Below are 26,536 nucleotides of genomic sequence, written 5' to 3'. Positions count from 1 at the left end.
ACCCCTAAACTTCTGAATAGCTTTTTCTGCACAAGTCATACGTTACTAACATTGGTTTGCCAGTTCTTGGGTCTGTACTAATTTCAACATCAATGTTGAATACTTTTTCTAAAATGTCTTTCGTTAATACTTCTTCAGTATCACCATTGGCAATAATATCGCCATTTTTCATAGTAATTAAATGATCAGAAAAACGAACGGCTTGGTTAATATCATGCAGTACCATAATAATAGTACAGCCTTGTTCTTTATTGAGTTGGGTAATTAATTCTAAGATCTCTAACTGATGTGAAATGTCTAAATATGTTGTTGGCTCGTCTAAGAATATAATATCTGTACGTTGCGCTAATGCCATTGCAATCCATACACGTTGTCGTTGTCCTCCACTCAAATCATTTATAGGGCGTAATTTAAAATCATAAGTACCTGTAACACGCATTGCCCAGTCGATTTCTTTTTTATCTTCGGCAGATAGACGTCCGAATCCTTTTTGATGTGGAAAACGGCCATACGATACTAATTCACCAACTGTAAGTCCATCTGCAACCTCTGGAGATTGAGGTAAAATGGCAATTTTTTTAGCTATTTCTTTCGTAGATTGTGAGTGTATGTTTTCATTATCTAATTTGATTTCTCCACCTTTAATCGGCAGTAGTCGTGATAATGCTTTAAGTAATGTCGACTTACCACAACCGTTTGGTCCTATAATTGAAGTAATCTTGCCATCAGGTATGTGAACATCTAAATTATCCACAATGACATTTTCTCCATAACCTATAGTGACCTGTTCTCCTTTTAAGCGATTCATAATTCCCCTTCTTCCTATATTAATAAGCATAACATCGTAAATTTTCCCAATTTAATTTATATTAAGTCATGTTGAAATTTTAATTTTTTCAGTAAATGATAATCATTATCATAGATGATATTATACCATTTTTTACACCTATTGACTATTAATTATTTTCAACAGACCCTCAAAATTCGTTATCCTTATAGGCTTTTTTTATTCACAAAATGGCACTGTTTAATCTTAACTTTCCCTCCTGATTTATTTAATTTTTTATATTAAAAAACCTAATTCATAATGGAAATAATCCAAATAAATTAGGCATTTTATTATTCAACTTTAATTTTATGTTATGTTAATGTTCATCGATTAAGAAACCATTACCGTACACATCACGTACATCATGAATAACTAAAAATGCGTTATCATCGATTTTTCTTATTAAACGTTTTGCTTTCGTTACTTGTGTTTTAGTAATAACAACATACAAAACGTCTTTATCTTCTTTTGAAAAATAGCCACGTCCATTTAAAATGGTAAGTCCACGTCCTACTTGTTCATCAATAATTTTAGCAATTTCATCAGGTTTGCTTGAAATAATTGTCATGGCTTTCTTCGTATTTAAACCTTCGATAACGTAATCCATTACTTTTGTACCGATATACAATGAAATCACAGTAACCAATGCACTAGAGATTGGAATAACAGTCAGTGATATAGCTACAACAATTAAATCGAAGAATAGTAATGCATAAGGTGTACTAACATCTAAGTATTTATTAGCGATTCGAGCTAAAATTGTAGTCCCAGCTGTAGTTCCACCTGCAAGCACGATCACACCAATACCTAGTCCTACGCAAAGGCCACCAAATACTGCATTAACCAATATATTGCCTGTTTCAATTTCCCAACTTACAGTTAATTCTAAAAAGATAGAAATTAATATCGTTGCGACAATCGTTAAATACATACTTCGTTTACTTAAAAATTTATAACCTATCCCAATTAAAATGGCATTAAATACAAAGTTTGTAATACCTGGAGAAATGTGAAAAGCATAGTAAAGTACGATTGCTATACCAGTCACGCCTCCCTCACCTAAATCAGCAGATATAATAAAGGTATTCACCCCAGCTGAAAAAAAGAACGATCCAAAAACAACTAATATTAAATCTCGTACTGTTTTATTCACCCACACGACCCCCTTGAATTTACACTAATCAATTGAATGTTAGCAAATTATCAGAAATACTACAACACGAATATAAAGAAAACTCTTTATATAATAAATTTAATTTGCATTGTAATCTCTTCTTATATAATTAAAATTCTTTAATTTTTAAAAATTCTGAAATTTCTGTTTACTTATTAATTTTTCTTTGATATAATAAAATTTATCTTCTTATTGGTAGCCAATAAGAAGCCATCTCCTTTGTGTTGTTTATAGTAACAAACAAAACAATTTTTGCTCGAGTATATATTTAGTACCTAGTCCTTACTACTTATATACAGTTAATTCATTTCCCGTAAAAGCCAAGTAATGATGAATGTGTCTCCTCACTTCAATTACTTGGCTTAATTTTTTTGCTTTTTTTAATCATAATGCTTTGTAAATACAAACATAATCTATAGTAAACTATAACGTTATATCTAATAAAGAACAAAAAAAACTAGACATTCAAAAGCGTGTACTAACACTTTTAAACATCTAGTTAATTAATTTTTTCAATCAAAATAAGTATATAACTAAGATTCAATATTTATTTATGATTTACCAAGCAAATAATCCCACAAATCCTGCAGTCATTAATGATACTAAAATACCTGCAAGTAATAACATCGGTACATATTGTGATACGAAATCTGACGTTCTCTTATCTACGATTCCTTTTAATGTTCCTACAATCATACCAATTGTCGAGAAGTTCGCGAATGAAATTAAGAATGTTGTAATGACAGCACGTCTATGTGGAGAATAAGATTCAACAACATCTTTAATCTGTCCCATAACAACAAATTCATTAGTGACAATTTTTTTAGCCATCTGCTGTGCAACAATCCAAGCTTCATCCCATGGTAAACCTAGCAATAACGCAAATGGATACATAAAGGCACCAAGTATTTGATCTAAACCAAAACTACCTTTAATACCTGCCCAACTACCAATGAAACCTGTAAGTAAATTAATTAATCGATCAATTAAATCTGATAGCGCAACGAAACTAATAACAAACGCTACAATAATTAAGATTAATTTACCTGCGTTTAATACGGAGTCACCTAAGAATGAGAAGAACGGTTGACGTTCTAATTCATTACTTTGAATAGTGTAAATAATATCTTCTTTTTCTTCTACTGTAACCGGATTTAATATAGATGAAACTATAATCGCATTGATTATATTTAACGGAATCGCTGTTAATACTAAATCACCGGGAACCATAGAGACATATGCGCCGACAATAGCCCCAGATACAGAACTCATAGACATCATCGCCACCGTTAACACACGAGTTTCTTTCATACGTTTTAATTGTTCATTCGAAACTGCTAATGCTTCTGTATTACCTAAAAACATCATTTCAATACCAAAGAATGATTCGAACTTTGGTTGACGCGTGATTTTTGCTAAAACCCAGCCAATACCACCAATTACCTTAGGTAAAATATTGAAATACATTAAAATATCAAATAACGGAACAACTAATAATATTGGGAATAATGCACTAACTGCCATGTCCATTGCACCTGGTTTTACCCAGCTAGAAAAAGCAAACCCTGTACCTGCATGTGCTGAATCAATCACCCAAGAAATACCATTAGCTAGTGTTTGTACTGCAGTTTTCCCCCATGGGAAGAACATGAAGAACCAAGCTAAAAATAAGTTTACTACAACTAATATTGCAATTGATTTCCATTGAATATCCTTTTTGCTTCGAGAGAATAATACTGCGATCCCTAAAAACACAAACAATCCAATTATGTTAATCACTAAAAACATAATACACCCACCATTTCTTATTAAAATCATTGATAACAATGGATTTTTGAAAGTAATTTATGTAGCTATGTATTCGGAAGAATAAAGGTAAATGCATATTACTGACATAAACAATCATAAACAGCTTTAAACGATGCATTTACCTTAATTATTCCTAATCCCTAGTTTTGTTAATTCATTTTTGTAATTAATTTATACTTTCTCAAAACACTGTTTATTAATAATTCACAATAATTATAGCATGCATGTACTTTATATAAAATAACAATTTTATAGTTCGACAAACGTCACTTTTTATACACAATCTAAGCCTAAACATTCGCCTTTCTCTATGAAAACGCCTACACAACTATAGTTATGATTTACTTTTTACTCTTTTTCTTATTTCGTCAAATTCTGTGTGTTTACAAATTGTTGATATTTCTCATGATTCATAATCAATTCTTGATGTGTACCTTTACCAGTCACTTTACCCGCATCAACAAAAATAATTTGCTCTGCTTTTTTAATAGTAGATAATCTATGCGCGATAACTACAGTTGTACGGTTTTCCATCAATTCTTCTAGTGCATCTTGAATCTTTCTTTCACTTTCACTATCCAGATTAGCTGTAGCTTCATCTAATAATAGAATATCTGGATTTTTGACAAAACTACGTGCTATATCAATACGTTGACGTTGACCGCCAGATAATTTTAACCCTCGTTCGCCAACCATCGTATCGTAGCCATCTTCAAATTGTTCAATAAACTCATGACAGTTCGCTAATTTCGCAAAATGTATCAGTTCCTCATCACTTACTTCACGATTAATACCATACAATATATTATCTCTAATCGTACCATTCATCATTGAATTTGATTGCATTACATAACCAATTTTATCGCGCCATTCACCTAACGCGATGTCATAAATGGACTTATCACCATATTTAATATCCCCTTGGTCAATATCATACATTCGCTCAATAATATTAAAAATGGTACTCTTTCCTGACCCTGAAGGCCCCACAAATGCAGTGACTTTGCTCTGTGGTATTTCAAAATTAACATCACTCAGAATTGGCTTAACTCCATATTTAAAGTCAACATGCTCAAACATCAAGCTGCCATCAGTAATGTTAGCTTCTTGTTCTATATGGAATGCTTCTGTAGGCTCTTCCATAATTTCATAAATACGACCACTTGCACCTACAGCTTTTTTATAATCTGTGACAAGCGTTGAAAGATTGATCAGTGGTGTTGATAATTGTATAACATAGAAAATCATAGCAATCAGTGTACCTGCTGTGATAGCACCAGTTGAAATTCTAATCGCACCAAACCCTAATATAATTGCGATCGTAAGTAACATAATCACGCCTGAAATAGGCTGTATTACTGCAGTGATTTTAGCTTGTTTTAATCCTAAAAAGTAAATCTCTTTTAAGTTTTTATGCGCATTATTTAGTTCTAAGTCTTCAGTATGTGAAACTTTCACTAAACGCATTTCTGTCAAAACACGACCTAACAAACCACTAAAATTAGCGATTTCAGCTTGTGTTTTTTTAGAAATCTTTTCCATAATTTTACCTAACGGAAACATGATTAATACAAATATTGGAATAGTGATGAATGTAACTAATGTCATCTTCCAATCCATAATGAATAACATAACCAACGAACCTAAAATTGTTAATACTGACGGTAATAAATTAGGAAGTTTTTGAGAAATAAATTCATTGATGACTTTCGTATCATCCGTCAGTCGACTCATTAATTGTCCACTTTCATTTTGGTCAAAAAATGGCATTTTCAAATGGATAATATGATGCCATAACACAGATCTAATCGCATATATAACTTTTTCTCCTATTTTACTTAACAAGTATAATCCAACACCGCTAAGTAGTGCATTAACAATAAATATTGAAATAAATCCTGCAACAAACATCCAGTTCATATTATCAAAGGAAAATTTATCTACTAGTTTCCCAGTAAATAGCGGAACTAAAAGTCCAGTAATACTCCCCAATGAAGAAATAAATACAGCAATAATGATAAGGCCAATAGGCCATGATAATTTTTTAAATAAATAGAATAATGGATTTTCTTGCTTCATATTTTTACCTCTTCTATTTTTATTTTTTATTTTTAAGCTAATGCTAAAAATGAGTTTGAGCAGAATAACATTATAATAGTTAATCAGTTAAATTCCAAGCAAACACAACTTTATTTTTTACAATTATTTTTGACTATACAATAATTGTAATAATTTCATGAATATATTTTATTTAAACTTTACAATATGCTAAAATACTTCTATTGCAATAAAACTTAAAATATTAAGAGGGAATGTAATTATGAGAAAGTTAATTTTGACATTTATAACTGTACTCTTCATTGGTACAATTATAACACCTTTTGCTGAAGCTGAAACTGTTACCCCTACGCAAGCAGCAAATCAATATGGTTATAATGTATCTGAGTCATATCAACCTGAGGGTGCAGTAAATGTTGCGCAAACAGGCCAGTTACTTTATCAATACAATATGAATAAAAAATGGTATCCCGCTTCAATGACCAAGCTTATGACTATGTATCTAACGCTTGATGCAGTCAACAATGGCGAGTTATCTTTAAATGATAAAGTAAAAATTACGGATACACACTACCGTATGTCCACCTTACCAGAATTAAGTAATACCAAGTTATACCCTGGCGAAACTTATACAGTTAAGGAATTACTTCAGATTACGGTATCAAATTCAAGTAATGCAGCTGCACTCATTTTAGGAAAAGAAGTCTCAGGCAATCTTTCAGACTTCACCGATAAAATGAATAAAAAAGCAAAAGCATTAGGAATGGAAAACACGCATTTTGTAAATCCAACTGGTGCAGAAAATCATCAACTTCGTGACTTTGTGCCTAAGAAATATAAAAGTGAAAATGATAATACGTCTACTGCCAAAGACTTCGGTATACTTTCGCAACGTGTCGTTCAAGACACACCGAAAATTTTAGATTTTACTAAACAACTAGCACCTACGCAACACGGTGTGACATATTATACCTTCAACCATTCGCTTGAAGGTGCAGATATGAGTTTAGAAGGTACTGACGGTTTAAAAACGGGGTCAAGCGATGTTGCTGACTATAACCATACAATAACAACGAAACGTGATGGTTTTAGAATTAACCAAGCTATTATGGGCGCAGGTAATTACGATAAACTTGGTGGTGAAAAGCAACGCAACATGATTGGTAATGCTTTAATGAACATGTCTTTTGACCAGTATAAATATGAAAAAATATTGTCAAAAGGCGAACAAAAAATTAATGGGAAAACATATTTTGTAGAGAAAGATCTCTACGACGTGTTACCAAAAGATTTTGATAAAAAAGACTATAAAGTTGTAATTGAAGACAACAAAGCGCACATTGAATATGATCGCGAGTTTATTAGTGATAAATATGGTCCGCCTTCAGTTGACGTCAACAAGCCGCTAGTTCACCAAGCAACAACAGTTGTAAAATCATCTTGGGATGACCATCCTATATTAACTTTATTAGGTACAATTCTAATAATTGCAGCAATCGCAATTATTATCTATCTAATCATTGACTTAATCAGAAAAAAATCAAATAAAAAGAAATAATCATCATTCAAGTGATTGTTACATTATCAAGTAATGCTCCCTTTCAATTAAAAATTATGCTCATGCAAAGCAAACATAATATAACTACTACCTTTAGCTAGCGTAGTAACTGCTCAAACATTGAGGGTGTGAAAATAAAATCGTTGATTTTATTTTCACACCCCCTTTTTTATTTTAATAACAAAAAGAAGCTAGATTACATTAAAGAGTATCGTGCCCAATTTTCTGTAACCTAGCTTCTCAAATTACTTCACAGCGAATAATTTAAAAAACAACAAAGTTATTTTTCATTATCACCGTAAAGTTCTTTTTTAATTTTAGTCGTAGAGATACCTTCAGTACGATTTAGATAAATAACTTCACACTTCTCTTTTAAGAAGTCGAATTCACCTTCCCAATCGTGCCCCATTACAAACGTATCTATCTCATAGCGATCTACATCAATTTCTTTTTGTCCCCAACCACTTTCAGGGATAACAAGATCGACATATCTAATTGATTCTAACATCATTTTTCTTTGTTCATAGTTATAATAAGATTTTTTATTTTTAACACGATTAAATTCATCTGTTGAGAGTGCAACGACTAAATAATCGCCCATTTCTCTCGCTCTTCTTAATAATTCAATATGGCCATAATGCAATAAATCATATGTTCCATAAGTAATAACTCGTTTCATTAGCATATGCTCCTTAACAAAATATTAATTTAATATTTACATTTTTAAAAATTATAGCATATTAAATCTTAGTTTACTAATTCTGATAATTTTCATCTTTTCAAAATTTGTTTTAATTTCATTTTACTTCTAAATTTTGCGCGTCTCGGTAGCACTTCTACTTTAAAACGATAATAGTTCGGTCTTCCAATACCAACGCTTAGTAGTGCGTCTCTCCACTGATAATATAGAGCCTTATTCCATTTGCCACTACCTTGTTCGATTACTTTAATTATTCTAAATAATGCTTCACCAGCATAATCTGTTTTTTGCATTTCTTTAATATATGAGATAACAAAATCTAACATTTTTTGTGTAACGGTTTTATGCTGTCCGACATATGCTTGGATCAGATAACTTACGATCAATTCATCCATACGATAACTATAATAGATTCTTGCTTCTCTTAACAATAAGGTATCCATCACACGTGCTCTAACTTTTTCTGCATCACGTATATAAGATTCAAATTGATTCGCAAGTTGATCAGTTACTGAACCAGCTTGCTCATTGTAGCCATAAACGATATCTGGCAATAATTGAATGTCACGTGCCTTTTTGTATGCTTGGATAATAAAGGTATGCTCTTCACAAAAAACAACGTCTTCATCAAATCGTAAATCAGCAAATTTTGCGCTAAACATTTTGGCACCAGGCCCAATTGATTGCATCACTTCAGGACATTGAGCAATATTTACAGTCTCTAATTTCTTGATTGCTTCGTGAGAATAAATGGATTGCCAGTCACCATTGTTTTCTCTTGCAATTTGTCCAATAACAATATCTACATTTTCATCTCTTTGATAATAGTCAGCCATAAAATCTATTCTACTAGGTAAGAATTCATCATCAGCATCTAAAAACATAAAAACATCGCCTGACATATTAGCAATACCAACATTTCTGCTAGCTGCCGCACCTTGATTTTCTTGGTTAATAATCGTTATGTTTTTATATTCCTTTTGCAGTTGTTCTAATACAAACTTACTATCATCTTCCGAACCATCATTGATGCATATAATTTCATAATTTTGCTTTGTATCAATCGATGCAATTGCTCTACGAATTGTTTTTTCTGCGTTATACACAGGAATGATTATTGAAATTTTCATTTTTTCACCATCTCTTCAATTTCATTAATTATGCTCGTCAAACTATCTTTCGTATTATATTCATGCCAAGCTTCAAACAAAAGAGCTGGCGCGTAACTATTTTCATGTAACTTATGCATTAAGTCATCCTCACTATACGCTTTATATGCCTCTGGTATTTTTTCATAAAATACATTTAATCCACGGGTGCGATTATAATCCGCTTCATCATAAACATAAAAAAGTGTGGGTTTCTTTAATATACTTGCTTCAATTGCCAGTGAACTGTAATCACTAATAATCACATCTGCTAATATCATTAACGATTGCAAGTTAATTGTCGTCTGCTGTTCTGTAGCAATAGACGGGTGTAATTTACTCAATAAAGTATAACCTGGTAGCTCTGCTTCAAATTTCTGCTTATCTATCTGACGATTAGCCTGCTTGTGTTCTCGATAGGTAGGCACGTAAACAGCTACCTTGCCATTTATCCCATATTGTTGTTTCAATTCTTGTTGTCTTTGTTCAACATCCAATCTCGTATATGGCACCAACCTCGGCAATCCGGTTCTTAAGAACTGTTCTTCATTAGCCCCAAATGATTCTGTAAAACAAGCAGCCATCGGTTCACCACCAATAATGTACTTATCTGTCGCGTCATAAACTTTTTTATATTGTTGAACTATTTTATTATTTGATAAGTCAACTTGTCTATCTGTAAATCCGAAATTTTTCAATGCACCTGCTGCGTGCCATGTTTGTATGACCGTCTGTTGTTTTTTCTTCTTGAAGCCACCCATTATTAGATAGTACGTGTCTATCACGACTACTTTTGCGCTACTTAACGCCTTGATATGCTTAAACACTTGCTTATTTCCTGCAGGTAAAAACACTAAATCCTCTAAATGTTGGATATATTTACGATTTTTTTCTGTGCCAATAACTGTTAGTTTATACCCTTTACGGTTTAACGCTTCAATAATAGGTAACACATCTTCAGCAAAAGTCATCATTACCACAATTTGATTACTTTGAACTTTTTTCTTTTGATATATCATATTCAAAAAGCCAATAATAATAATATAGAGCTTTTTTATAATTTGTCTCAATACATTTCACCGCCGTTAATTATTAACTACTTTAGCTTTCATTATATCTATCCTGTATAAAAAATTATAGAAAAAACCTTTTCTGTGAAATAACCTCAACAGATCTTTAAAAACGTATTTTAATTTCATTTATAAACACACATAATTTCAAAATTTCTTATTTCCAGCTAAAGTTTTGTGTTATTTAGGTATCGTATCAGTTCTTTATCAAAACGTTAACTATAAACACCATTCTATTTAACAACTTTTAATTTTAGAAGAAAATAAAAAAGGAAGTAGGATAGAAATCATTTTCAAAAAATTGATTTCTACCCTACTTCCACTACAACACTACTGAATTGCAGTTATTCTAATATTGTTATTACATAAAGTCTGCAAAATGATCTCTATAACGCATATGCATAATTGAACCTACTATGAATAAGAACAAGATGATTAATAGATTATACAAAGTCAGTTCCCAATGTGTTATAAAGTACCACTCTTTATGTAACACAGCAGAACGATATGCTTCAGCTAGATAATAAATTGGATTTAATTGCATTATGTCTTTTACAATGCCTTCTGGTGGCACAATTAAAATGGATGATGCAAAGAACACCATTCTCATGAGCGCTTGAATGGCCTGTTGGGTATCCTTTACAAGCACTCCTAACGTTGACGTAAACAACGCTATTGCAGTTGTTAATATTAATGCAAATGGTACATATAAGAAAAGTTGCAACGTGTATATTGTTGGATAGTAACCAGCCAACATACATAATAAAATGACCACAACAAGTAGTGCAAGATGACCGTAAAACCTACTCATTACTATATAAGAAGGTATGATTGATAACGGGAAATTCATCTTCGCTACTTGATTATATTTCGTTGCTATTGATTTAGTACCTTCCAAAATTCCTTGGTTAACAAAGAACCACATACTGATACCTACGAGTAACCAGTAAATAAATGGCACACCATCTATAGGATCGTTACTTCTAATACCAAGACCAAATACAAACCAATAAACCATGATTTGCATAGCTGGATTAATTAACTCCCAAGCCATACCTAGATAGTTATTTGTATTAGAAATCTTCACTTGGAACTGTGCTAGTCTTTGTATTAGATAGAAATTTTTAAAATGCTCTCTAAATACTACCCATACTGCATTCATTTAAATAAACCACACTTTCAATCGATTTGCTTATCACAATTTACTTATGACACTATTATATTCAATTTCAATATACGCTTTATTAACTATCATAACAACTTTCAGCAACTTTCGGAAATAGTTATTTTAAAAAGTGTTAAAAAGTTAAATCTTTTGTATACTAAATAATGAAATAATAGTTGATATAAGTCTAAATAATAGCTATCGCACTTTATATATTTTTTTATTTTGTCGTTATAGTTGATTTTATAATTTTTATTCAGTAAAATTTAACAACTGTATAAGCATTAATTTCGTTAAATTATACTCACTTACTTTACAATAGGTTTATAAATTTAACAACTAATATAATGTATAATATAATAGTACTATCTGTAAACAAGGAAGGTAAAATTATGAATGTATCCGTTAACATTGAAAATGTAACTAAAGAGTATCGTATTTATCGTAATAACAAAGAACGTTTAAAGGATGTCTTACTCCCTTTTCATAAAAACAAAACATTTTATGCCTTAGATAACTTGTCCTTAAAAGCTTATGAGGGCGATGTGATTGGATTAGTCGGTATTAACGGCTCAGGAAAATCTACCTTAAGTAATATGATTGGCGGTTCTCTATCTCCTACTGATGGTGGTATTAAGCGTGATGGTGATGTAAGCGTGATTGCGATTAATGCAGGATTAAATGGACAACTAACAGGCATTGAAAATATCGAGTTTAAAATGTTATGTATGGGATTCACTAGAAAACAAATCAAAGAATTAACACCTGAAGTTATTGAATTCAGTGAATTAGGAGAATTTATATACCAACCTGTTAAAAAATATTCTAGTGGTATGCGCGCTAAATTAGGCTTCTCAATTAACATTACAACCAACCCAGATATCCTTGTTATTGACGAAGCTTTATCCGTTGGTGACCAAACTTTCGCACAAAAATGTTTAGATAAAATCTTTGAATACAAAGAACAAGGTAAAACCATTTTCTTTGTGAGTCATAATATGAAACAAGTACGAGAATTCTGTACTAAGATTGCTTGGATAGAAGCTGGCAAACTGAAACAATTCGGTGAATTGGATGAAGTCTTGCCTGAATATGAGAAATTCTTAAACGACTTTAAAAAACGCTCTAAAGCAGAACAAAAGAAATTCAGAAGTGATCTCGACAATTCAAGATTTGTCGTAAAATAATATAAAAAGTCCTAGCATTGATTTCGAATTCAGTGCTAGGGCTTTTTATATTTAATAGACTTTTGAATTAATAAATTACAAACAAGGTAATTAACACATACATTTAATTATCGACTTAAAACGTGTAAATAAATAATTCGACGAGATTCTTACTATTTTTTGAATTTAACTTTAGCTACTTTAAATAAAAATTTAGGTATCGACTTCATTCTACCTATACGCTTCCAATCAATTAACAAGCGATAAACCCACTCAATATTTAACTTCCTAAATATCATAGGTGCTCGATTTTTCGCACCACTGAATACTTCGAATGAGCCACCTACCCCCATTAACACTGATTGATTAAATTGATCTGAGTGACGTTCTATCCATTGTTCTTGTCTTGGATAACCCATGCCAACAAACACATAATCCGGATCAAAAGAAGTTACTTGTTTTAATACCATCTCATCTGATAAATCAAAAAAACCATGGTGGTAATCAAAAATAATATTCGGGTATTTTTCAGCTAGTTTATGTTGCGCCGTTTTAACAACATCATTTTCAGCACCTAGTAGAAATACTTTTTGCTGATTTGCATTAGCAATTTTTAAACATGCTTCCATCAATTCAATACCTGGAACTCTGGCTTTTAAAGGCGTATTAAGTATTCTCGCAGCCTTAACGACCCCAGTCCCATCTGGCACTACATAATTTGCACTGTTTATTAAATTTCTATAATTTTCATTCTCTGTAGCATAATCTACAATTTCAGGGTTTGCCGTTACAATAAACAAATTTCTAGAACTTGCTGTTAAGAAAAATTGTTTAATATTGTCTCGCATTTCCTCTAGAGTAACGTTATCAAAATATACAGATAACACGTTTACTTTATTTGCTTTATTGCTTTCCGTCATGTCTTGGAATCTCCTAACTCAATTATAGCGCTTTAGCATTATGGTTTATGCTTGTTATATTAACACATTATGATTCATCCAGATAATATAAATAGGTACTAATTATTTTTATATTCTAAATCTACATCCAAAGTCCAAATGCGTTATTTCAAAATTTACTTTATACTTAATATTGCGCTATAAATGTTTTTAAAATCTATAAAAGCGTTTATTGAAAATTAAATCGAGGTTATATTATGTCATATTTACAATCATTTTTTAGTTCTGTAATACAACTCAATTTGTACTGGGTCGTATTTATAGCTTTAATATATATTTTAATTCATTCTTATCGCAACAAACCAATAAATCAATTTTTAGATATATACTTAAATTACATCCCCGTATTAACACATGAATTCGGACATATCTTATTTAATAAAATAAGTGGTGGTAAAGCTAAAGATTTGGTGATTGTTTCCTCACCTTCAGAACGTATTGAAACTTCACAACAAGGTTTCGCCATTACTCAATCAAAATCACGATTAGGACAAGCCATTACAACATTTGGTGGATATATTATGCCACCACTAATGCTGTTTATCGGTTTTTGGGCACTAGATTCAAAATACCCTAGTTTATTTATTACGGCATACTTAATCATTTTTATATATTTTTTAATATTAACTTCCAGAAAATTATTGCCAATTATTATTGTAATATTGTTAATTGCTTTGCTTTATTTCTTATTCCAAAGCGATAATCAACTCATGATGTTTTACATCGTAGCCATCACTTACCATTTCATTCTAGGTGTACTTTTAGGCGAAGTTATACAATCATCTTGGACTATTTTCAAACTCACATTTTCACATCAATCAGTTACTTGGGATGGCTCAACTCTAAAATCATTAACTTATCTGCCTACATTTGTTTTTAGTGCTATTTGGATAGCAATCAATCTATTTACTATTTACCAATTATTTCATGCTTATTTTACAACCTAAAACCTAGTTGTATTGGTTACTGAAGTAGTACAACAGTATCATTGTAATTACTGGTATTAAACATTAGAAATTGAGAGAACGCCTCCATGGATATACAAATCCCCCCTCAAAGTTTTCATTTATTAATGATTACTTTGGAGGGGGGGATCATTACCGATAGTCTGAGCACCTTCATAAAATGGAGGTGCTTTTTTTGAGTTCAGTATATGTCAAAGCTCAATCTGCACCATCATTTTTCTGCATAGATATGCTCTGCGTTATCATAACTTAATACCGTAACTTGATCATCTTTTTTAACAATAATGACTTTGTTGGTATCATCTCTATTGATAATTTCTATTTGCTCACCTATTAAAATTGCTTTACTTGATAAATAAATTAATAAGTCCGTTCTATCACGTACTCTTTTAATTGTTACTATATCACCAGTTTCAAAAGACAATAGATTCGTAGTGTATAGTTCTTTATATTGATTTTCTCTTGGTATTACGCCCCCGTGAGGACATGTTATTGGATAATCCAATAATTTATCTAAACGATCAACAAACAAATGAGATACTCTATGTTCTAATACCTCTGCTTCTTGATGCACTTCTTCCCAATTATATTGCAAAATTTTTATTAAAAATAATTCCAATAAACGATGACGTTTAATTATATCTAAAGTATAAGTTAAACCTGTTTCAGAAAGTTTCACACCTTTGTAAGGTTTTGTTTCTACATATCCCGACTTTTCCAAACGATTAACCATTTCACTTACAGAAGGTGGCTTAATGTTTAAATATTGGGATAGTGTTTTATTTGAAACGAAAGAATGGTCACCATCATGCGTTAAAATTGCTTTTAAATAATCTTCCTTTTCTTCAGTTAGCATTATCTCACCTCTCAAGTCATTCAACTTATTGTATCACGAATCGACTTGACACGCTAAAATTTCATGGTATATTATAAAATAAATTAGGTTAGCCTAAAATTATTATTAAGGAGGATGAAAATGTTAGAAATTGAGAATTTAAATCTTACGTTAGGAAATAAACATGTTCTACAAAATGTTAATTTATCCATTCCTATTAATGGTGAAATAGTCGGAATTATGGGTCCTAATGGAGCTGGGAAATCATCTTTAATTAAATCTCTTATCGGAGAATTTAAATCAACAGGCAAAGCCCAATTAAATGGTAATCCCATACAAAATGATTTGAAATCTATAACTTATATCCCACAAAAAGCACATATTGATCTAGATTTTCCTATCAATGTGGAGCACGTAGTCATGTCAGGTGCATATAAAGATATAGGCTGGTTTAGATGGGTAAATTCCGAAACTAAAAAAAGATTAAATCAATTAATGGATACGTTAGAGTTAAAAGATTTACGACATCGTCAAATTTCCGAACTGAGCGGTGGACAGTTACAACGTGTGCTCGTAGCTCGTGCATTAATGACTGATAGCACATTATATTTATTGGATGAGCCTTTCGTCGGGATTGACTTTCACAGTGAACAAATCATTATGTCACAATTACGAATTCTAAAAGAATCCGGAAAATTACTGCTCATTGTACATCATGATTTATCAAAAACTGATGAATATTTTGATCGCGTAATCCTTTTAAACAGAAATATTCGTTATTTTGGGGATAGCACAACTGCCATGAAACCTGAGCATTTAAACAACACATTTATAAGTGCTCCATCACAACATGAAACTGCTTAGTATTTTAGAAAGGACGTAACTTATAATGGATTTTTTTCAACAATTACTCGATTATAAATTTTTAAGCAATGCACTAATTATTTCAATTGTTGTAGGTATTGTATGTGGAACAGTCGGCTCTCTTATTGTTCTTAGAGGCCTTTCACTAATGGGAGATGCAATGAGCCATGCCGTACTACCAGGTGTAGCATTATCATTTTTATTTAATATACCTATGTTTATTGGTGCTTTAGCAACGGGGATGGTAGCAAGTATTTTTATTGGTTTTATTACTAAAAATAGTAAAACCAAATCCGACGCAGCTATCGGCATTAGCTATACTGCATTTTTAGCTTTAGGGATTATCTTAGTCAGTTTAATCAATAGTACAACTGACCTTTATCATATTTTATTCGGTAATTTACTCGCAGTTACGCAAGTCACATTCTGGTCAACTATCGTTGTTGGAGTTTTAGTAATGTTATTAATTATTGTTTTTTATAGACCTTTAATGGTTTCAACATTCGATCCAGTATTCAGCAGAATGAGCGGCTTAAACACAACATTAATTCATTACTTTGTAATGTTATTACTATCTCTTGTAACTGTAGCAAGCATTCAAACTGTCGGTATTATACTGGTAGTAGCTTTACTTATCACGCCAGCATCTGCTGCATTTTTAATTTCTAAAAAATTACATACAATGATGATTGTAGCTAGTCTAATTAGTACTGTAAGTGCTATTGTCGGACTATATTTTAGCTACGTTTATAACATCCCTAGTGGTGCAACGATTGTATTCTTCGCATTCTTAATTTATATCGTTATTTTTGCTTTAACTAAATTAGAACTTTTTAAAAAGAGAGGACAACAAACATGAAGAAATTACTATCAATCGCTTTAATATTTTTACTATTTTTAGCAGCCTGTGGTAACACCAAGAATGACTCAGGTGCAAATTCAAACGAAAAATTAAAAGTTGTAACAACAAACTCTATTTTATATGACATGGTTAAAAATGCTGGAGGTAAAAACGTTGAAATTCACAGTATCGTACCAATAGGTCAAGACCCACACGAATATGAAGTTAAGCCTAAAGATATTAAAGCATTAACTGATGCTGATATCGTTTTTTATAACGGATTAAACTTAGAAACAGGTAATGGTTGGTTTGATAAAGCCTTATCTCAAGCTGGTAAGTCAACAAAAGATGACAGTGTAGTAAAAGTATCTGAAAAAGTAAAACCTTTATACTTAAACGACGCTGAAGGCGATGAAAGTAAACAAGATCCACACGCTTGGTTAAGCTTGGAAAATGGAATAAAATACGTAGAAACAATTAGAGATACCCTACTAAAACACGATAAAGCACATAATGATGATATCAAATCGCACAGCAAAGATTATATCGCTAAATTAGAAGAGTTAAATAAAGATAGTCATGAGAAATTCAATGATATACCAAAAGATCGCAGAGCCATGATTACAAGTGAAGGTGCATTTAAATATTTCTCTAAACAATATGACATCACACCAGGTTATATTTGGGAGATAAATACTGAAAAACAAGGTACACCAGAACAAATGAAACAAGCGATTCAATTCGTAAAAGATCATGACTTAAAACATCTCCTTGTTGAAACGAGTGTAGATAAGAAGAGTATGCAAAGCTTAAGTGAAGAAACTAATAAAGATATATACGGTGAAGTATTTACTGATTCAATTGGTCAAGAAGGATCAAAAGGTGATTCTTATTACAATATGATGAAATCAAATATCGATACTGTACACGGCAGCATGGAATAAATGGTTTGGGCTATTTAACCTAGATAATAGGTGAATAGTCCCATGCCGTACAGCTTTCCTCCTAATTGCGTACGGCATGGTGGTATTCAAGCCTTAAATCATCTCCCTAACTCCATCAATGGTCGGTTCCTCCCCCCATTGATGGAGATTTTTATAATACTTTTGCTAAATCAAATAATAGATTTCATAAAAAAGGCAGATTCCACAATGGAATCTGCTATTTTTTATGATTTAATCCGTCAAACTATCTACAATAATCATTTCATCATAATTTATCGCTTCACGGATTTTTAATGCTGTCACTTCACTTACTTCTTCATCTTCAACAAGTTGATTTAAAATACGACGCTGCTCTTTAAGTGCAAGTAATTTAATTTTTGTTATTGAATTCTCATTTTTAGGATTGAAGAAATTAGAAGGTGTTAAGTTATCTATACGAAGTAGATAGCTATCACAAATCATACCGACTTCTAATTTATTATCTTCAGTTGTTTCTCTTCCTAAACGGCTCACAACGCGATAGTGAACTGTACGCATTACATTTGAAATCTCTTGCAAGTTATCAATTATTGATAACGGAGATGCCGCATTAGTTTTCACTTTATGCTTAATTCTTCTTTTCAAAATCATCGCTCTAAATTCAACTTTAATGCGTTGTATTAATGAAGCTTGTTTATAAACTTGGGTACGCTCTGTATAACGCATATAGTTATCTAATACGTTAGTAGTAATATCGCCATTCTCAACTAAGTTATTAAGTGTATGGTTCTCTACATCAAATGCTAATTTTTGTAATCTTTGAAGTTCTTTAGTATTTTCATCTTCATTTTCAACAGTTCTTAAGAAAGCTAATTTATCATGATAATCTTTAATTACGTTACCATATTGAAAGCTAGATTCTACTGAAGACATTTGATTTAAATTATCTATTACTTTTTCTAAGATATATACACGTGCTTGTTTGAAATTCATACCCACAACTTTAGGTTTTTTAGCGTTAGGAGTAACAACAGGAAGTACAAATTGTGCTACGATTAAACTGATGATGACCATACCTGAAGCTATAAACAATAGATCATCTCTAAAAGTAAACGAGTGATGGTCTGCAAGCATATAAGGTAATGTTAAAGCAATGGCTAAAGAAATCGTCCCATGAACACCACATAAAGTCATGATAAAAGCATACATGCCACGTTTAGGTGGCGTTTCCTTTACTTTGGTTTCATCTTCATTATACGAAATCATTTTCTGGAATGGGCTCACTGGCAAGTAAAAATACGGATATAAAACAAAAACCCATAAAAATCTAAATAAATAAATAGCTAAGGCAATTAAACATGTCACCACTATTAAGAAAATTAAATTGTGTGGTTCATTTTCAATGATACGCCCCACCACTTCAGGGATTAAATAACCTAAAATAGAAAATACAAAACCATTCAAAGCATATCCCAAAATATTCCAAGTATGGTTATAGCTCATCTGTAATCTTGTACGTGCTTGAGCAATACGATCACGTTCAAAACCATGAACTAAACCAGCAATTACTGCTGCAATAATACCAGAAGCATGGAACATTTCTGCCACAATATAAGTTACAAATGGTGTAACTAACTGAATAAATGTGAACATATTAATATTTTCAATACCACGACGAGACAGTGTCACTCTAAATCTAACAAGTGCAACACCTATGATTAAGCCTACGACGAAGCCGCCGATTGAAGAGATTAAGAACTGTTCAACAGCATTAATCATTGAGAAGCCACCTGTAATCAGTGCAGCTACAGCAATTTTAAAGGATATGATACCAGCTGCATCATTTAAGAGAGATTCACCCTCTAAAATTGTCATAGAACCCTTCGGTAATACTTTCCCATTAGTTATAGCTTGTACTGCGACTGCATCAGTTGGACATAGTATCGCGGCCAACGCAAAGGCAGCTGCCATCGGTAATTCTGGCCAAATCCAATGTACAAAAAGTCCTACCACTATAACTGTCGTAACTACTAGTCCTAACGCCATCATTAAGACTGGTTTTATGTACCGTCGCAAATGAACACGTGAAACTTTAACACCTTCAACAAACAGAAGTGGTGCAATTAAAGCGACCATAAATAGTTCCGAATCAAATCGAAATTCAACGGGAATTGGTGTCACATACAATAACATACCTAATATAATTTGGATAAAAGCCAATGGTACTTTAGGAAGTATTGTGTGCACTAGCGAACTTACAATAACAAGTGCTAAAAATATAAGTATCGTTTCAAATATTTGCAAGGTTTCACCTCTTTTCAACATAATTATTCATTCATAAATGTTGAGGTTGAAACATAAAATAATATTGTCTTTTATTGAACATATTGTGTTTCAAACTCTTACTCATCAAATACCAAAAGTTTTTCATCCCCAATTTGATAATTAATTTAAAAATTAACATAATTACATATATATTATTTTATCATTTTATTGACTATCCCTTAAACGTAATGCACCCAAATACCGTAATTTTCTATTTTAAAGTAAATTTACGGTTAATTAAGCTATTTTAAACAAAAAGACACTTCTTAAAATATGAGAAGTGTCTTCTTGTAACAAATTAGTAATCATGTTCTTTTTCATACGTTTTTCTTCTACGTTCTTCACGCTCATGTGCACGCTTTTTCAATTGATCAAATGTATTATTCTCAGTAGCACTCAATAAGATATTCGTTTGTCTAGGAGCATCACTTTTTCTATACATATACGCGCCAGTACGGTATGCTGCACGAGAAATTAAGTGTCCTCCAACAGGAGATGTTAAATTAATAAACACTAAAGCAAGAATAAGTCTTACACTTAGATAACCTTGCGATGAAATAAAATAGATGATAACGCCCACAAGTGTCAATAATACAGATAATGTTGAACTTTTCGTTGCCGCATGACTACGTAAAAAGACATCTTGGAATTTAATTAGACCAATGGCACTAATTAAAGCTATAATACTTCCTAAAAATATCATAAAGGCCGCAATAAGATTAACGATTTCGCTTGTTATTTGCATTGAAGACGTGCCCCCCTTCTATAAATCTAGAAATCGACACTGTACTTACAAAGGAAATAATGGCGATAAGTAATATCGAATCCAAGAATGAGAATGTACCGAACACGATGCTTAGCAATCCAACCATCGACATTAATATTGCACTGGCAGTATCAAATGCAACTACTCTATCTGCAGTAGTCGGACCCTTTATCAATCTAAATAGTGTTAGTAATAAAGCTATACCAAATATAATGAGCGCACTTGTGATAAAGAAATCTATTAGATATTCGATCATTCTGCCACCTCCAATATGAGTCCTTCATATTGTCTGATACTTTTCAGTAATTTCTGTTTTTCTTTATCTGAAACATCAATGGCATGTATAAAGAACTTTTGCTTTTCTTTCGAAATTCTAATAACTGTAGATCCAGGCGTGATAATAATTAAAATTGTTAAGAAAGATACTTCCCAATCTGTATCTAACGTCGTTTCATAAGTTACTAATCCAGGATTTAAGTCCTTTGTTTTAAATAATATATAATTGATTGTCGTCATACTTGAAGTAATTAGCTGATAAAGATAAACTGCTAAAAACTTAATACTGACCCATACCTTTTTCAAATAGAATTGTTGCCCAAAGAAACGATGTAAAATATAGATAACTAATAATCCTATAAGGTAACCTGCGAAAAAGGTCGATATTTTAAAAGAATCTTCATCTTGAAAAAGGACCCATAAAAAGGCAATGACGATATTAAGTAAGACTTGTCTCATTATTTATCCTCCTTCATTAAATGAGGATTAACCATTTTTTCGTACAATCCATCATCCATATTTAAGTGCGTCGCATTTTCAGTTACTTTAAATATTAACGGCGCCGCAATACCCATTGCAATAATCGTTGCTACTAAGATACCTATAAGGATTTTACGGTACTGTGGAATTTTTTTAAATACAATAGCTTCTCCTCTTTGTTCATTACCTAGATACATCACAAAGAATACTCTAAATAAACTAAACATTGCTATTAAACTTGTAATAATCATCAACGTTAAACCAATGTAGTTTCCATTTTCAATTGCACCTTCAAAAATAAACACCTTACCAGGGAAACCACTTAATGGAGGCACCCCTCCGATTGCTAAAATCATCACAACAAATGCTACACCAAAGAATGGTTCTTGTTTCGCTAATCCATGTAAACTTCGGTACTGCCTATAACCTGTGACATATACAAGACTACCTATAATAAAGAATAGCAACGTTTTAACTACAATATCATTCGCTAAATAGAAAATAGCACCGTTCACACCAGCAAAAGTATTCGTTCCCAATCCTAATATTACAAAACCGATAGATAAAATAACCTGGTATGCTGCAATCTTTTTAATATCTTTATATGCAAGTACACCAAAAGCACCTATCAGCATTGTAATACAAGATAAGAAGACTAATAACGGATGTGAAATCCCATGATGTTCATCAAATATAAGTGTAAAGAAACGAATTAATGCGTATGCACCTACTTTAGTCATTAATGCTGCAAATAGTGCTGCTAATTCTGTATTTAACACTGCGTATGCTTTAGGCAACCACATAAATAGTACTAAAGCAGCTTTTGCACCAAATGCAATTAAGAACACCATTGAAACAATTACGATGGCACTCTTGTCATTCATTTCATTTAGTCGTTGAGATACAAGTGTGAAATTTAATGTACCAGTTAATTTGTACAATAAACCAATGCCTAATAATAGTAACCATGAACCTAAAATATTAAGTACGACATAGATAATTGCAGCTCGTAATTGTTCTACTGATTGCCCTAATGTAATAAGTACGAATGATGCCAATAACATCACTTCAAACATAACATAGATATTGAATAAGTCTGCTGTTAAAAATGAGCCTATTACGCCGACAGTTAAGAATAAAATAAAACTAGGTAAATAGTAACGTATCGCTCGTTTCTCAGTTCGTCCAAAGCCATATGCCATAATCAGCGTAACGACAAAACTTGAAGTTACAACCAACAATAGACTTAAGGAATCTCCCACAAATTGAATACCATATGGCGCTTTCCAACCACCAAAATCTAACGCAATTGGTTTGTTATACATTACATAAATGAGCAATGCCAAGGAAACTAACGTTGTAAAAGCCATTGTACCAATTGAAAAGATCCTAGATAATCTACTGTGCGTACGAATGAATACTAAACCTAAACCACAAACTGCCGGTAGTAGTAATGGTAGTATTAATAAATTACTCATCATTATCGTCATCACCTCTCAGTACATCGATTTCATCTTCTTTAGTAACACGATATGTCCTATAAACAAGTACTAAGAGAAAGGCGGTCATTGCAAAGCCGATAACAATTGCAGTTAGTACAATTGCTTGTAATAAAGGGTCCACAAATTGCTTACTACCTTCACCAATTAAAGGTTCAACCATTTCTTTGCTGTATTTACCCATACTCATAATAATCAGGTTACCAGCATGAGTGTAAATCGAAATTCCAATAACAATTCTTATCAAATTGACTGATAATATCATATACGTTCCAATAAATATTAAAAAGCCAATGACCATTAATAATATTAAATTCATGAGCGACCACCACTAATTGAAAGCATAACTGTAACAACCACACCCACAACGGATAATACAATCCCTGCTTCAAATAGCGTTACAGTTGATAAATGTACTTCGCCTAACAATGGTAACTGTACATATGCATCTGTTTGGTAAAGGAACGGTTTACCAAAGAACATAGGTACGACGGCTGTAATAAATGATAGTAAAGAACCACAGATCATTAGAATTCTGAAATCTAATGGTAATGCGACTAAAACTTGTTTAACGTCGAAGGCCAAAAACATCAATAGAAATGCTGAACTGAAAACGAGGCCGCCAATAAAGCCACCGCCTGGATTATTATGCCCAGCTAAAAACAGATAAAATCCAAAAGTTAATAAGATAAACACAACAATTTTCGTTATCGTTCGTAATACAACATCATTCTCTTTCATCTTGACCCCTCCGTTCTTTGAAGTTAAGTAATGTATAAATACCTAAACCAGCTATGATTAGTACCATACCTTCAAACAATGTATCTAAAGCACGGAAATCACCTAGTATTGAATTCACAATATTTTTACCACCTGCTAAATTATAAGCATCATGATAAAACGTTGAAATTGTAGGCATTGAATCACTTTGTTGAGCGATAAACACCAGTGTCACGACAATGATTGCCATCAGTAGTGATACGACAATTTTAACTGCTTCACGCTTTTTGTGTACTTTTGCACGTGGAACGTTTGGTAGTCTTGAAAAACTTACGATAAACAGGATCGTAGTAATCGTTTCTACCACTAATTGTGTTAATGCTAAATCTGGCGCTTTCATTAAAATGAAGAAAATCGTGACACAATAACCAATAATCCCATTAAGTATAACCATTGTTAAACGTTGACGAATAAATGTTAAAGCTATACCGAGCACAAATACAACGATTAAAGTAATTACTTCAATTGGACCAAATTCACTAACGTGAACCTGTTGGACATGTGGGAAGCCTGCTTGAATAATCCCATAAATGACAACCATACTAAATATTAATAAAGTCAATGTAATATAATGATTTAAGCGGTTATTCATTAAAGTACGGATACCATAACCAGAATAATGTTCAAATTGATTATATGAACCCAAATATAAGTCGGTGATAGATTTCACCTTAAGTTTGTTAGCATGATTTTTCCAATTTATTTTAAAGGCCATCGTAAACCCAACAACTATTACAACAATGCTTAATATGAGAGGTAAATTGAAGCCATGCCACTGAGCAATATGTGGCGCCACATTGTCTACTTTTTCTCCAATTGTGATACTTCGCAATGCCGGCAAAACAACATAATGTCCAAAAATATTTGGGACAAAGAAGATAACCGGTAATAAAATCATCATAATTGCAGAAGGTAGAGTAAATACAAACGGTTCATGTGGTGATTTTATCGGTAAATCTGCTTTTTGATAATCTCCCCAAAATACTTCCTTAATCATGTAAGCTGAATATATTAAAGTAAAGATACTTGCTAAAACCCCAATTACTGTTATAACTATAGTTAATGAAAGATTAAATTGAGGTAGTTCAACCGCACTAACTAGGCCATCAAAGAACATCTCTTTACTGAGGAATCCATTTAAGAATGGTATACCGGCCATAGAGAACGCTGATAATAACATAACGATGTGTGTGATTGGAAACACCTTTCTTAATCCAGACAATCGACGGATATTTCTCGTACCTGTTTCATGATCAATAATACCTACACCCATGAATAATGCACCTTTAAATAGCGCGTGGTTCATAAGATGGAATAATGCTGCAAATAGGATAAATCCGTATGCCTCAGATAATGCACCAGTAGGATGCTGTGCAAACCCACCACCTAAACCAACCATGGCAACAATCATGCCTAATTGACTTATTGTTGAATAAGCTAATATAGCTTTCATATCAAACTGTCTCGTTGCATTAACCGCTCCAAATATCATTGTGATTAAACCAACAAATGTCACACAATAAATATAAAAATCACTCAATCCTAATAATGGTGTAAACCTAAATAATAAGAAAATACCTGCTTTAACCATTGTTGCAGAGTGTAAATAAGCACTTACTGGTGTAGGTGCAGCCATTGCCTTCGGTAACCATATGTGGAAGGGAAACTGTGCTGACTTTGTAAATGCACCAATCAAGAATAATATAACAATTGGGATAAAAAGATTACTTTCAGCAATCTTGTCGCTTTGTTCAATAATCGAAGATATAGAATTGGTACCTGTTACGGTATAGACCATGATGAACCCTACTAATAAAGCAAGTCCACCAAACACTGTAATCATAAATGATTGAATCGCACCAAATTGACTTTCGCTTTTACTATACCAATATGCAATTAGTAAAAATGAAGAAACACTCGTTAATTCCCAAAATACATACATTAAAATAGTATTATTTGCAGTAACTACGCCTAACATACTAATCATAAAAAGTAATAAATATATATATAAACGTGGTAAATTATCATGTTCTTTTGATAGATATTGCGTAGCATAGAAGAATACCGCTAATCCAATAAGTGATATTAGCAAGCTAAAGAATAAACTCAAGCCATCCAATCTAAAATCTATATTAATGTCCAACAATGTAAGCCACGGTATTTTTACTGATACAAAATGACCGTGCATTACTTGTGGTAATTGCCATAAAAAGTATATAGAGGCAACGATGGGTGCTAAGAGTGCAATATGACCTGCAAATCTTTGGATTTTAGGTATAGTCATTGTTAGTAACAAAAGTAACATTATTAAAAATAAAGCCCCAAGTAGATAGACTAAACTCATCG

24 protein-coding genes are annotated in these 26,536 nt (G+C 32.2%); 6 read left to right on the top strand and 18 right to left on the bottom strand.

Translation table 11 applies throughout. The features are described 5' to 3' along the window. Window positions 1-4: 4 nt before the first annotated feature. From BTM19_RS07420 to BTM19_RS07405, 4 genes are all read right to left on the bottom strand, one after another. Window positions 5-808 carry an ABC transporter ATP-binding protein gene (locus BTM19_RS07420; RefSeq protein ID WP_029377775.1) on the bottom strand — a complete coding sequence of 268 codons (804 nt, stop codon included), beginning with the start codon at window positions 806-808 and terminating at the stop codon, window positions 5-7. Between the two features lie 337 nt (window positions 809-1,145). Then, window positions 1,146-1,982 carry a YitT family protein gene (locus BTM19_RS07415; RefSeq protein ID WP_029377776.1) on the bottom strand — a complete coding sequence of 279 codons (837 nt, stop codon included), beginning with the start codon at window positions 1,980-1,982 and terminating at the stop codon, window positions 1,146-1,148. A 579-nt stretch (window positions 1,983-2,561) separates the two neighbouring features. Then, entirely contained in the window at window positions 2,562-3,791 is a 1,230-nt protein-coding gene (locus BTM19_RS07410; RefSeq protein WP_029377777.1) for a NupC/NupG family nucleoside CNT transporter, read from the bottom strand. A 381-nt stretch (window positions 3,792-4,172) separates the two neighbouring features. Further along, complete coding sequence (locus BTM19_RS07405) at window positions 4,173-5,891, bottom strand: ABC transporter ATP-binding protein (RefSeq protein WP_029377778.1); 1,719 nt, start codon at window positions 5,889-5,891, stop codon at window positions 4,173-4,175. Window positions 5,892-6,132: 241 nt separating this feature from the next. Between BTM19_RS07405 and pbp4 the strand changes: the two genes are divergently transcribed. Beyond that, complete coding sequence (gene pbp4, locus BTM19_RS07400) at window positions 6,133-7,428, top strand: penicillin-binding protein PBP4 (RefSeq protein ID WP_038678092.1); 1,296 nt, start codon at window positions 6,133-6,135, stop codon at window positions 7,426-7,428. A gap of 280 nt (window positions 7,429-7,708) precedes the next feature. Here pbp4 and tagD read toward each other — a convergent pair whose 3' ends face one another. The 4 genes from tagD to BTM19_RS07380 all read right to left on the bottom strand — a co-directional run bounded on the left by tagD (window position 7,709) and on the right by BTM19_RS07380 (window position 11,508). Next, on the bottom strand, window positions 7,709-8,107 hold the full coding sequence (tagD, locus tag BTM19_RS07395; RefSeq protein ID WP_038678090.1) for a glycerol-3-phosphate cytidylyltransferase: 399 nt from the start codon (window positions 8,105-8,107) through the stop codon (window positions 7,709-7,711). A gap of 92 nt (window positions 8,108-8,199) precedes the next feature. Continuing rightward, window positions 8,200-9,258, bottom strand: coding sequence for a glycosyltransferase family 2 protein (locus BTM19_RS07390; RefSeq protein WP_038678088.1), 1,059 nt, complete (start codon window positions 9,256-9,258; stop codon window positions 8,200-8,202). After that, window positions 9,255-10,346 carry a teichoic acid glycerol-phosphate primase TarB gene (tarB, locus tag BTM19_RS07385; RefSeq protein ID WP_029377782.1) on the bottom strand — a complete coding sequence of 364 codons (1,092 nt, stop codon included), beginning with the start codon at window positions 10,344-10,346 and terminating at the stop codon, window positions 9,255-9,257. The genes BTM19_RS07390 and tarB overlap by 4 nt, the downstream gene beginning before the upstream one ends. 361 nt (window positions 10,347-10,707) lie before the next feature. After that, window positions 10,708-11,508 (bottom strand): ABC transporter permease, encoded by an 801-nt coding sequence (locus tag BTM19_RS07380; RefSeq protein ID WP_029377783.1) that lies wholly within the window; start codon window positions 11,506-11,508, stop codon window positions 10,708-10,710. Window positions 11,509-11,903: 395 nt separating this feature from the next. On the opposite strand from BTM19_RS07380, the gene tagH reads away from it, so the two are divergent. Beyond that, entirely contained in the window at window positions 11,904-12,698 is a 795-nt protein-coding gene (gene tagH, locus BTM19_RS07375; protein ID WP_029377784.1) for a teichoic acids export ABC transporter ATP-binding subunit TagH, read from the top strand. A gap of 152 nt (window positions 12,699-12,850) precedes the next feature. Here the strand turns inward: tagH and tarA are convergent, their stop codons facing one another. Then, the gene (gene tarA / locus BTM19_RS07370; protein ID WP_029377785.1) at window positions 12,851-13,597 is read right to left on the bottom strand and encodes an N-acetylglucosaminyldiphosphoundecaprenol N-acetyl-beta-D-mannosaminyltransferase TarA; all 747 of its coding nucleotides are present in this window, start codon (window positions 13,595-13,597) and stop codon (window positions 12,851-12,853) included. Between the two features lie 236 nt (window positions 13,598-13,833). On the opposite strand from tarA, the gene BTM19_RS07365 reads away from it, so the two are divergent. Continuing rightward, window positions 13,834-14,583: a M50 family metallopeptidase gene (locus BTM19_RS07365; protein WP_029377786.1), complete on the top strand. Its 750-nt coding sequence runs from the start codon at window positions 13,834-13,836 to the stop codon at window positions 14,581-14,583. Between the two features lie 229 nt (window positions 14,584-14,812). Here BTM19_RS07365 and BTM19_RS07360 read toward each other — a convergent pair whose 3' ends face one another. After that, window positions 14,813-15,457, bottom strand: coding sequence for a metal-dependent transcriptional regulator (locus BTM19_RS07360; RefSeq protein ID WP_029377787.1), 645 nt, complete (start codon window positions 15,455-15,457; stop codon window positions 14,813-14,815). 120 nt (window positions 15,458-15,577) lie between these two features. Here BTM19_RS07360 and BTM19_RS07355 point away from each other — a divergent pair, with 120 nt between their 5' ends. From BTM19_RS07355 to mntC, 3 genes are read left to right on the top strand one after another with little or no spacing between them, the layout of a single operon-like run. Next, window positions 15,578-16,300, top strand: coding sequence for a metal ABC transporter ATP-binding protein (locus BTM19_RS07355; RefSeq protein ID WP_029377788.1), 723 nt, complete (start codon window positions 15,578-15,580; stop codon window positions 16,298-16,300). Between the two features lie 25 nt (window positions 16,301-16,325). Beyond that, window positions 16,326-17,159, top strand: a complete 834-nt coding sequence (locus BTM19_RS07350) for a metal ABC transporter permease (protein ID WP_037557076.1) — start codon at window positions 16,326-16,328, stop codon at window positions 17,157-17,159. After that, window positions 17,156-18,085 carry a manganese ABC transporter substrate-binding lipoprotein MntC gene (gene mntC, locus BTM19_RS07345; RefSeq protein ID WP_029377790.1) on the top strand — a complete coding sequence of 310 codons (930 nt, stop codon included), beginning with the start codon at window positions 17,156-17,158 and terminating at the stop codon, window positions 18,083-18,085. The genes BTM19_RS07350 and mntC overlap by 4 nt, the downstream gene beginning before the upstream one ends. Before the next feature lie 231 nt (window positions 18,086-18,316). On the opposite strand, the gene BTM19_RS07340 is transcribed toward mntC, so the two are convergent. The 8 genes from BTM19_RS07340 to BTM19_RS07305 form a co-directional block, all read right to left on the bottom strand. After that, window positions 18,317-20,368: a cation:proton antiporter gene (locus tag BTM19_RS07340; RefSeq protein ID WP_029377791.1), complete on the bottom strand. Its 2,052-nt coding sequence runs from the start codon at window positions 20,366-20,368 to the stop codon at window positions 18,317-18,319. Window positions 20,369-20,687: 319 nt separating this feature from the next. After that, window positions 20,688-21,134 carry a Na+/H+ antiporter subunit G gene (locus BTM19_RS07335; protein WP_029377792.1) on the bottom strand — a complete coding sequence of 149 codons (447 nt, stop codon included), beginning with the start codon at window positions 21,132-21,134 and terminating at the stop codon, window positions 20,688-20,690. Beyond that, on the bottom strand, window positions 21,109-21,411 hold the full coding sequence (gene mnhF2, locus BTM19_RS07330; protein ID WP_029377793.1) for a Na+/H+ antiporter Mnh2 subunit F: 303 nt from the start codon (window positions 21,409-21,411) through the stop codon (window positions 21,109-21,111). Before mnhF2 ends, BTM19_RS07335 begins: the two co-directional genes overlap by 26 nt. Continuing rightward, window positions 21,408-21,890 carry a Na+/H+ antiporter Mnh2 subunit E gene (gene mnhE2 / locus BTM19_RS07325; RefSeq protein WP_029377794.1) on the bottom strand — a complete coding sequence of 161 codons (483 nt, stop codon included), beginning with the start codon at window positions 21,888-21,890 and terminating at the stop codon, window positions 21,408-21,410. Before mnhE2 ends, mnhF2 begins: the two co-directional genes overlap by 4 nt. Further along, window positions 21,890-23,392 (bottom strand): Na+/H+ antiporter Mnh2 subunit D, encoded by a 1,503-nt coding sequence (gene mnhD2, locus BTM19_RS07320; RefSeq protein WP_058625493.1) that lies wholly within the window; start codon window positions 23,390-23,392, stop codon window positions 21,890-21,892. Before mnhD2 ends, mnhE2 begins: the two co-directional genes overlap by 1 nt. Further along, the gene (gene mnhC2 / locus BTM19_RS07315) at window positions 23,382-23,729 is read right to left on the bottom strand and encodes a Na+/H+ antiporter Mnh2 subunit C (RefSeq protein ID WP_029377796.1); all 348 of its coding nucleotides are present in this window, start codon (window positions 23,727-23,729) and stop codon (window positions 23,382-23,384) included. The genes mnhD2 and mnhC2 overlap by 11 nt, the downstream gene beginning before the upstream one ends. Continuing rightward, complete coding sequence (mnhB2, locus tag BTM19_RS07310) at window positions 23,726-24,151, bottom strand: Na+/H+ antiporter Mnh2 subunit B (RefSeq protein ID WP_017722634.1); 426 nt, start codon at window positions 24,149-24,151, stop codon at window positions 23,726-23,728. The genes mnhC2 and mnhB2 overlap by 4 nt, the downstream gene beginning before the upstream one ends. Continuing rightward, window positions 24,138-26,534: a DUF4040 family protein gene (locus BTM19_RS07305; protein WP_099265801.1), complete on the bottom strand. Its 2,397-nt coding sequence runs from the start codon at window positions 26,532-26,534 to the stop codon at window positions 24,138-24,140. Before BTM19_RS07305 ends, mnhB2 begins: the two co-directional genes overlap by 14 nt. Window positions 26,535-26,536 lie beyond the last annotated feature (2 nt).

This window comes from Staphylococcus xylosus, from assembly GCF_002732165.1.
In the GTDB taxonomy this organism is placed as follows: Bacteria; Bacillota; Bacilli; order Staphylococcales; family Staphylococcaceae; genus Staphylococcus; species Staphylococcus xylosus.
Note: the sequence above shows the minus strand (reverse complement) of the source record. Positions and strands in the feature narration are given on the sequence as shown.

Bases quoted from the DNA above. Each gene is read 5' to 3' on its own strand.
- BTM19_RS07420 (WP_029377775.1), bottom strand. From the start codon at position 808: ATGAATCGCTTAAAAGGAGAACAGGTCACTATAGGTTATGGAGAAAAT.
- BTM19_RS07410 (WP_029377777.1), bottom strand. From the start codon at position 3,791: ATGTTTTTAGTGATTAACATAATTGGATTGTTTGTGTTTTTAGGGATC.
- BTM19_RS07405 (WP_029377778.1), bottom strand. From the start codon at position 5,891: ATGAAGCAAGAAAATCCATTATTCTATTTATTTAAAAAATTATCATGG.
- pbp4 (WP_038678092.1), top strand. From the start codon at position 6,133: ATGAGAAAGTTAATTTTGACATTTATAACTGTACTCTTCATTGGTACA.
- tagD (WP_038678090.1), bottom strand. From the start codon at position 8,107: ATGAAACGAGTTATTACTTATGGAACATATGATTTATTGCATTATGGC.
- BTM19_RS07390 (WP_038678088.1), bottom strand. From the start codon at position 9,258: ATGAAAATTTCAATAATCATTCCTGTGTATAACGCAGAAAAAACAATT.
- BTM19_RS07380 (WP_029377783.1), bottom strand. From the start codon at position 11,508: ATGAATGCAGTATGGGTAGTATTTAGAGAGCATTTTAAAAATTTCTAT.
- tagH (WP_029377784.1), top strand. From the start codon at position 11,904: ATGAATGTATCCGTTAACATTGAAAATGTAACTAAAGAGTATCGTATT.
- tarA (WP_029377785.1), bottom strand. From the start codon at position 13,597: ATGACGGAAAGCAATAAAGCAAATAAAGTAAACGTGTTATCTGTATAT.
- BTM19_RS07365 (WP_029377786.1), top strand. From the start codon at position 13,834: ATGTCATATTTACAATCATTTTTTAGTTCTGTAATACAACTCAATTTG.
- BTM19_RS07360 (WP_029377787.1), bottom strand. From the start codon at position 15,457: ATGCTAACTGAAGAAAAGGAAGATTATTTAAAAGCAATTTTAACGCAT.
- BTM19_RS07355 (WP_029377788.1), top strand. From the start codon at position 15,578: ATGTTAGAAATTGAGAATTTAAATCTTACGTTAGGAAATAAACATGTT.
- BTM19_RS07350 (WP_037557076.1), top strand. From the start codon at position 16,326: ATGGATTTTTTTCAACAATTACTCGATTATAAATTTTTAAGCAATGCA.
- mntC (WP_029377790.1), top strand. From the start codon at position 17,156: ATGAAGAAATTACTATCAATCGCTTTAATATTTTTACTATTTTTAGCA.
- BTM19_RS07335 (WP_029377792.1), bottom strand. From the start codon at position 21,134: ATGCAAATAACAAGCGAAATCGTTAATCTTATTGCGGCCTTTATGATA.
- mnhF2 (WP_029377793.1), bottom strand. From the start codon at position 21,411: ATGATCGAATATCTAATAGATTTCTTTATCACAAGTGCGCTCATTATA.
- mnhE2 (WP_029377794.1), bottom strand. From the start codon at position 21,890: ATGAGACAAGTCTTACTTAATATCGTCATTGCCTTTTTATGGGTCCTT.
- mnhD2 (WP_058625493.1), bottom strand. From the start codon at position 23,392: ATGATGAGTAATTTATTAATACTACCATTACTACTACCGGCAGTTTGT.
- mnhC2 (WP_029377796.1), bottom strand. From the start codon at position 23,729: ATGAATTTAATATTATTAATGGTCATTGGCTTTTTAATATTTATTGGA.
- mnhB2 (WP_017722634.1), bottom strand. From the start codon at position 24,151: ATGAAAGAGAATGATGTTGTATTACGAACGATAACGAAAATTGTTGTG.
- BTM19_RS07305 (WP_099265801.1), bottom strand. From the start codon at position 26,534: ATGAGTTTAGTCTATCTACTTGGGGCTTTATTTTTAATAATGTTACTT.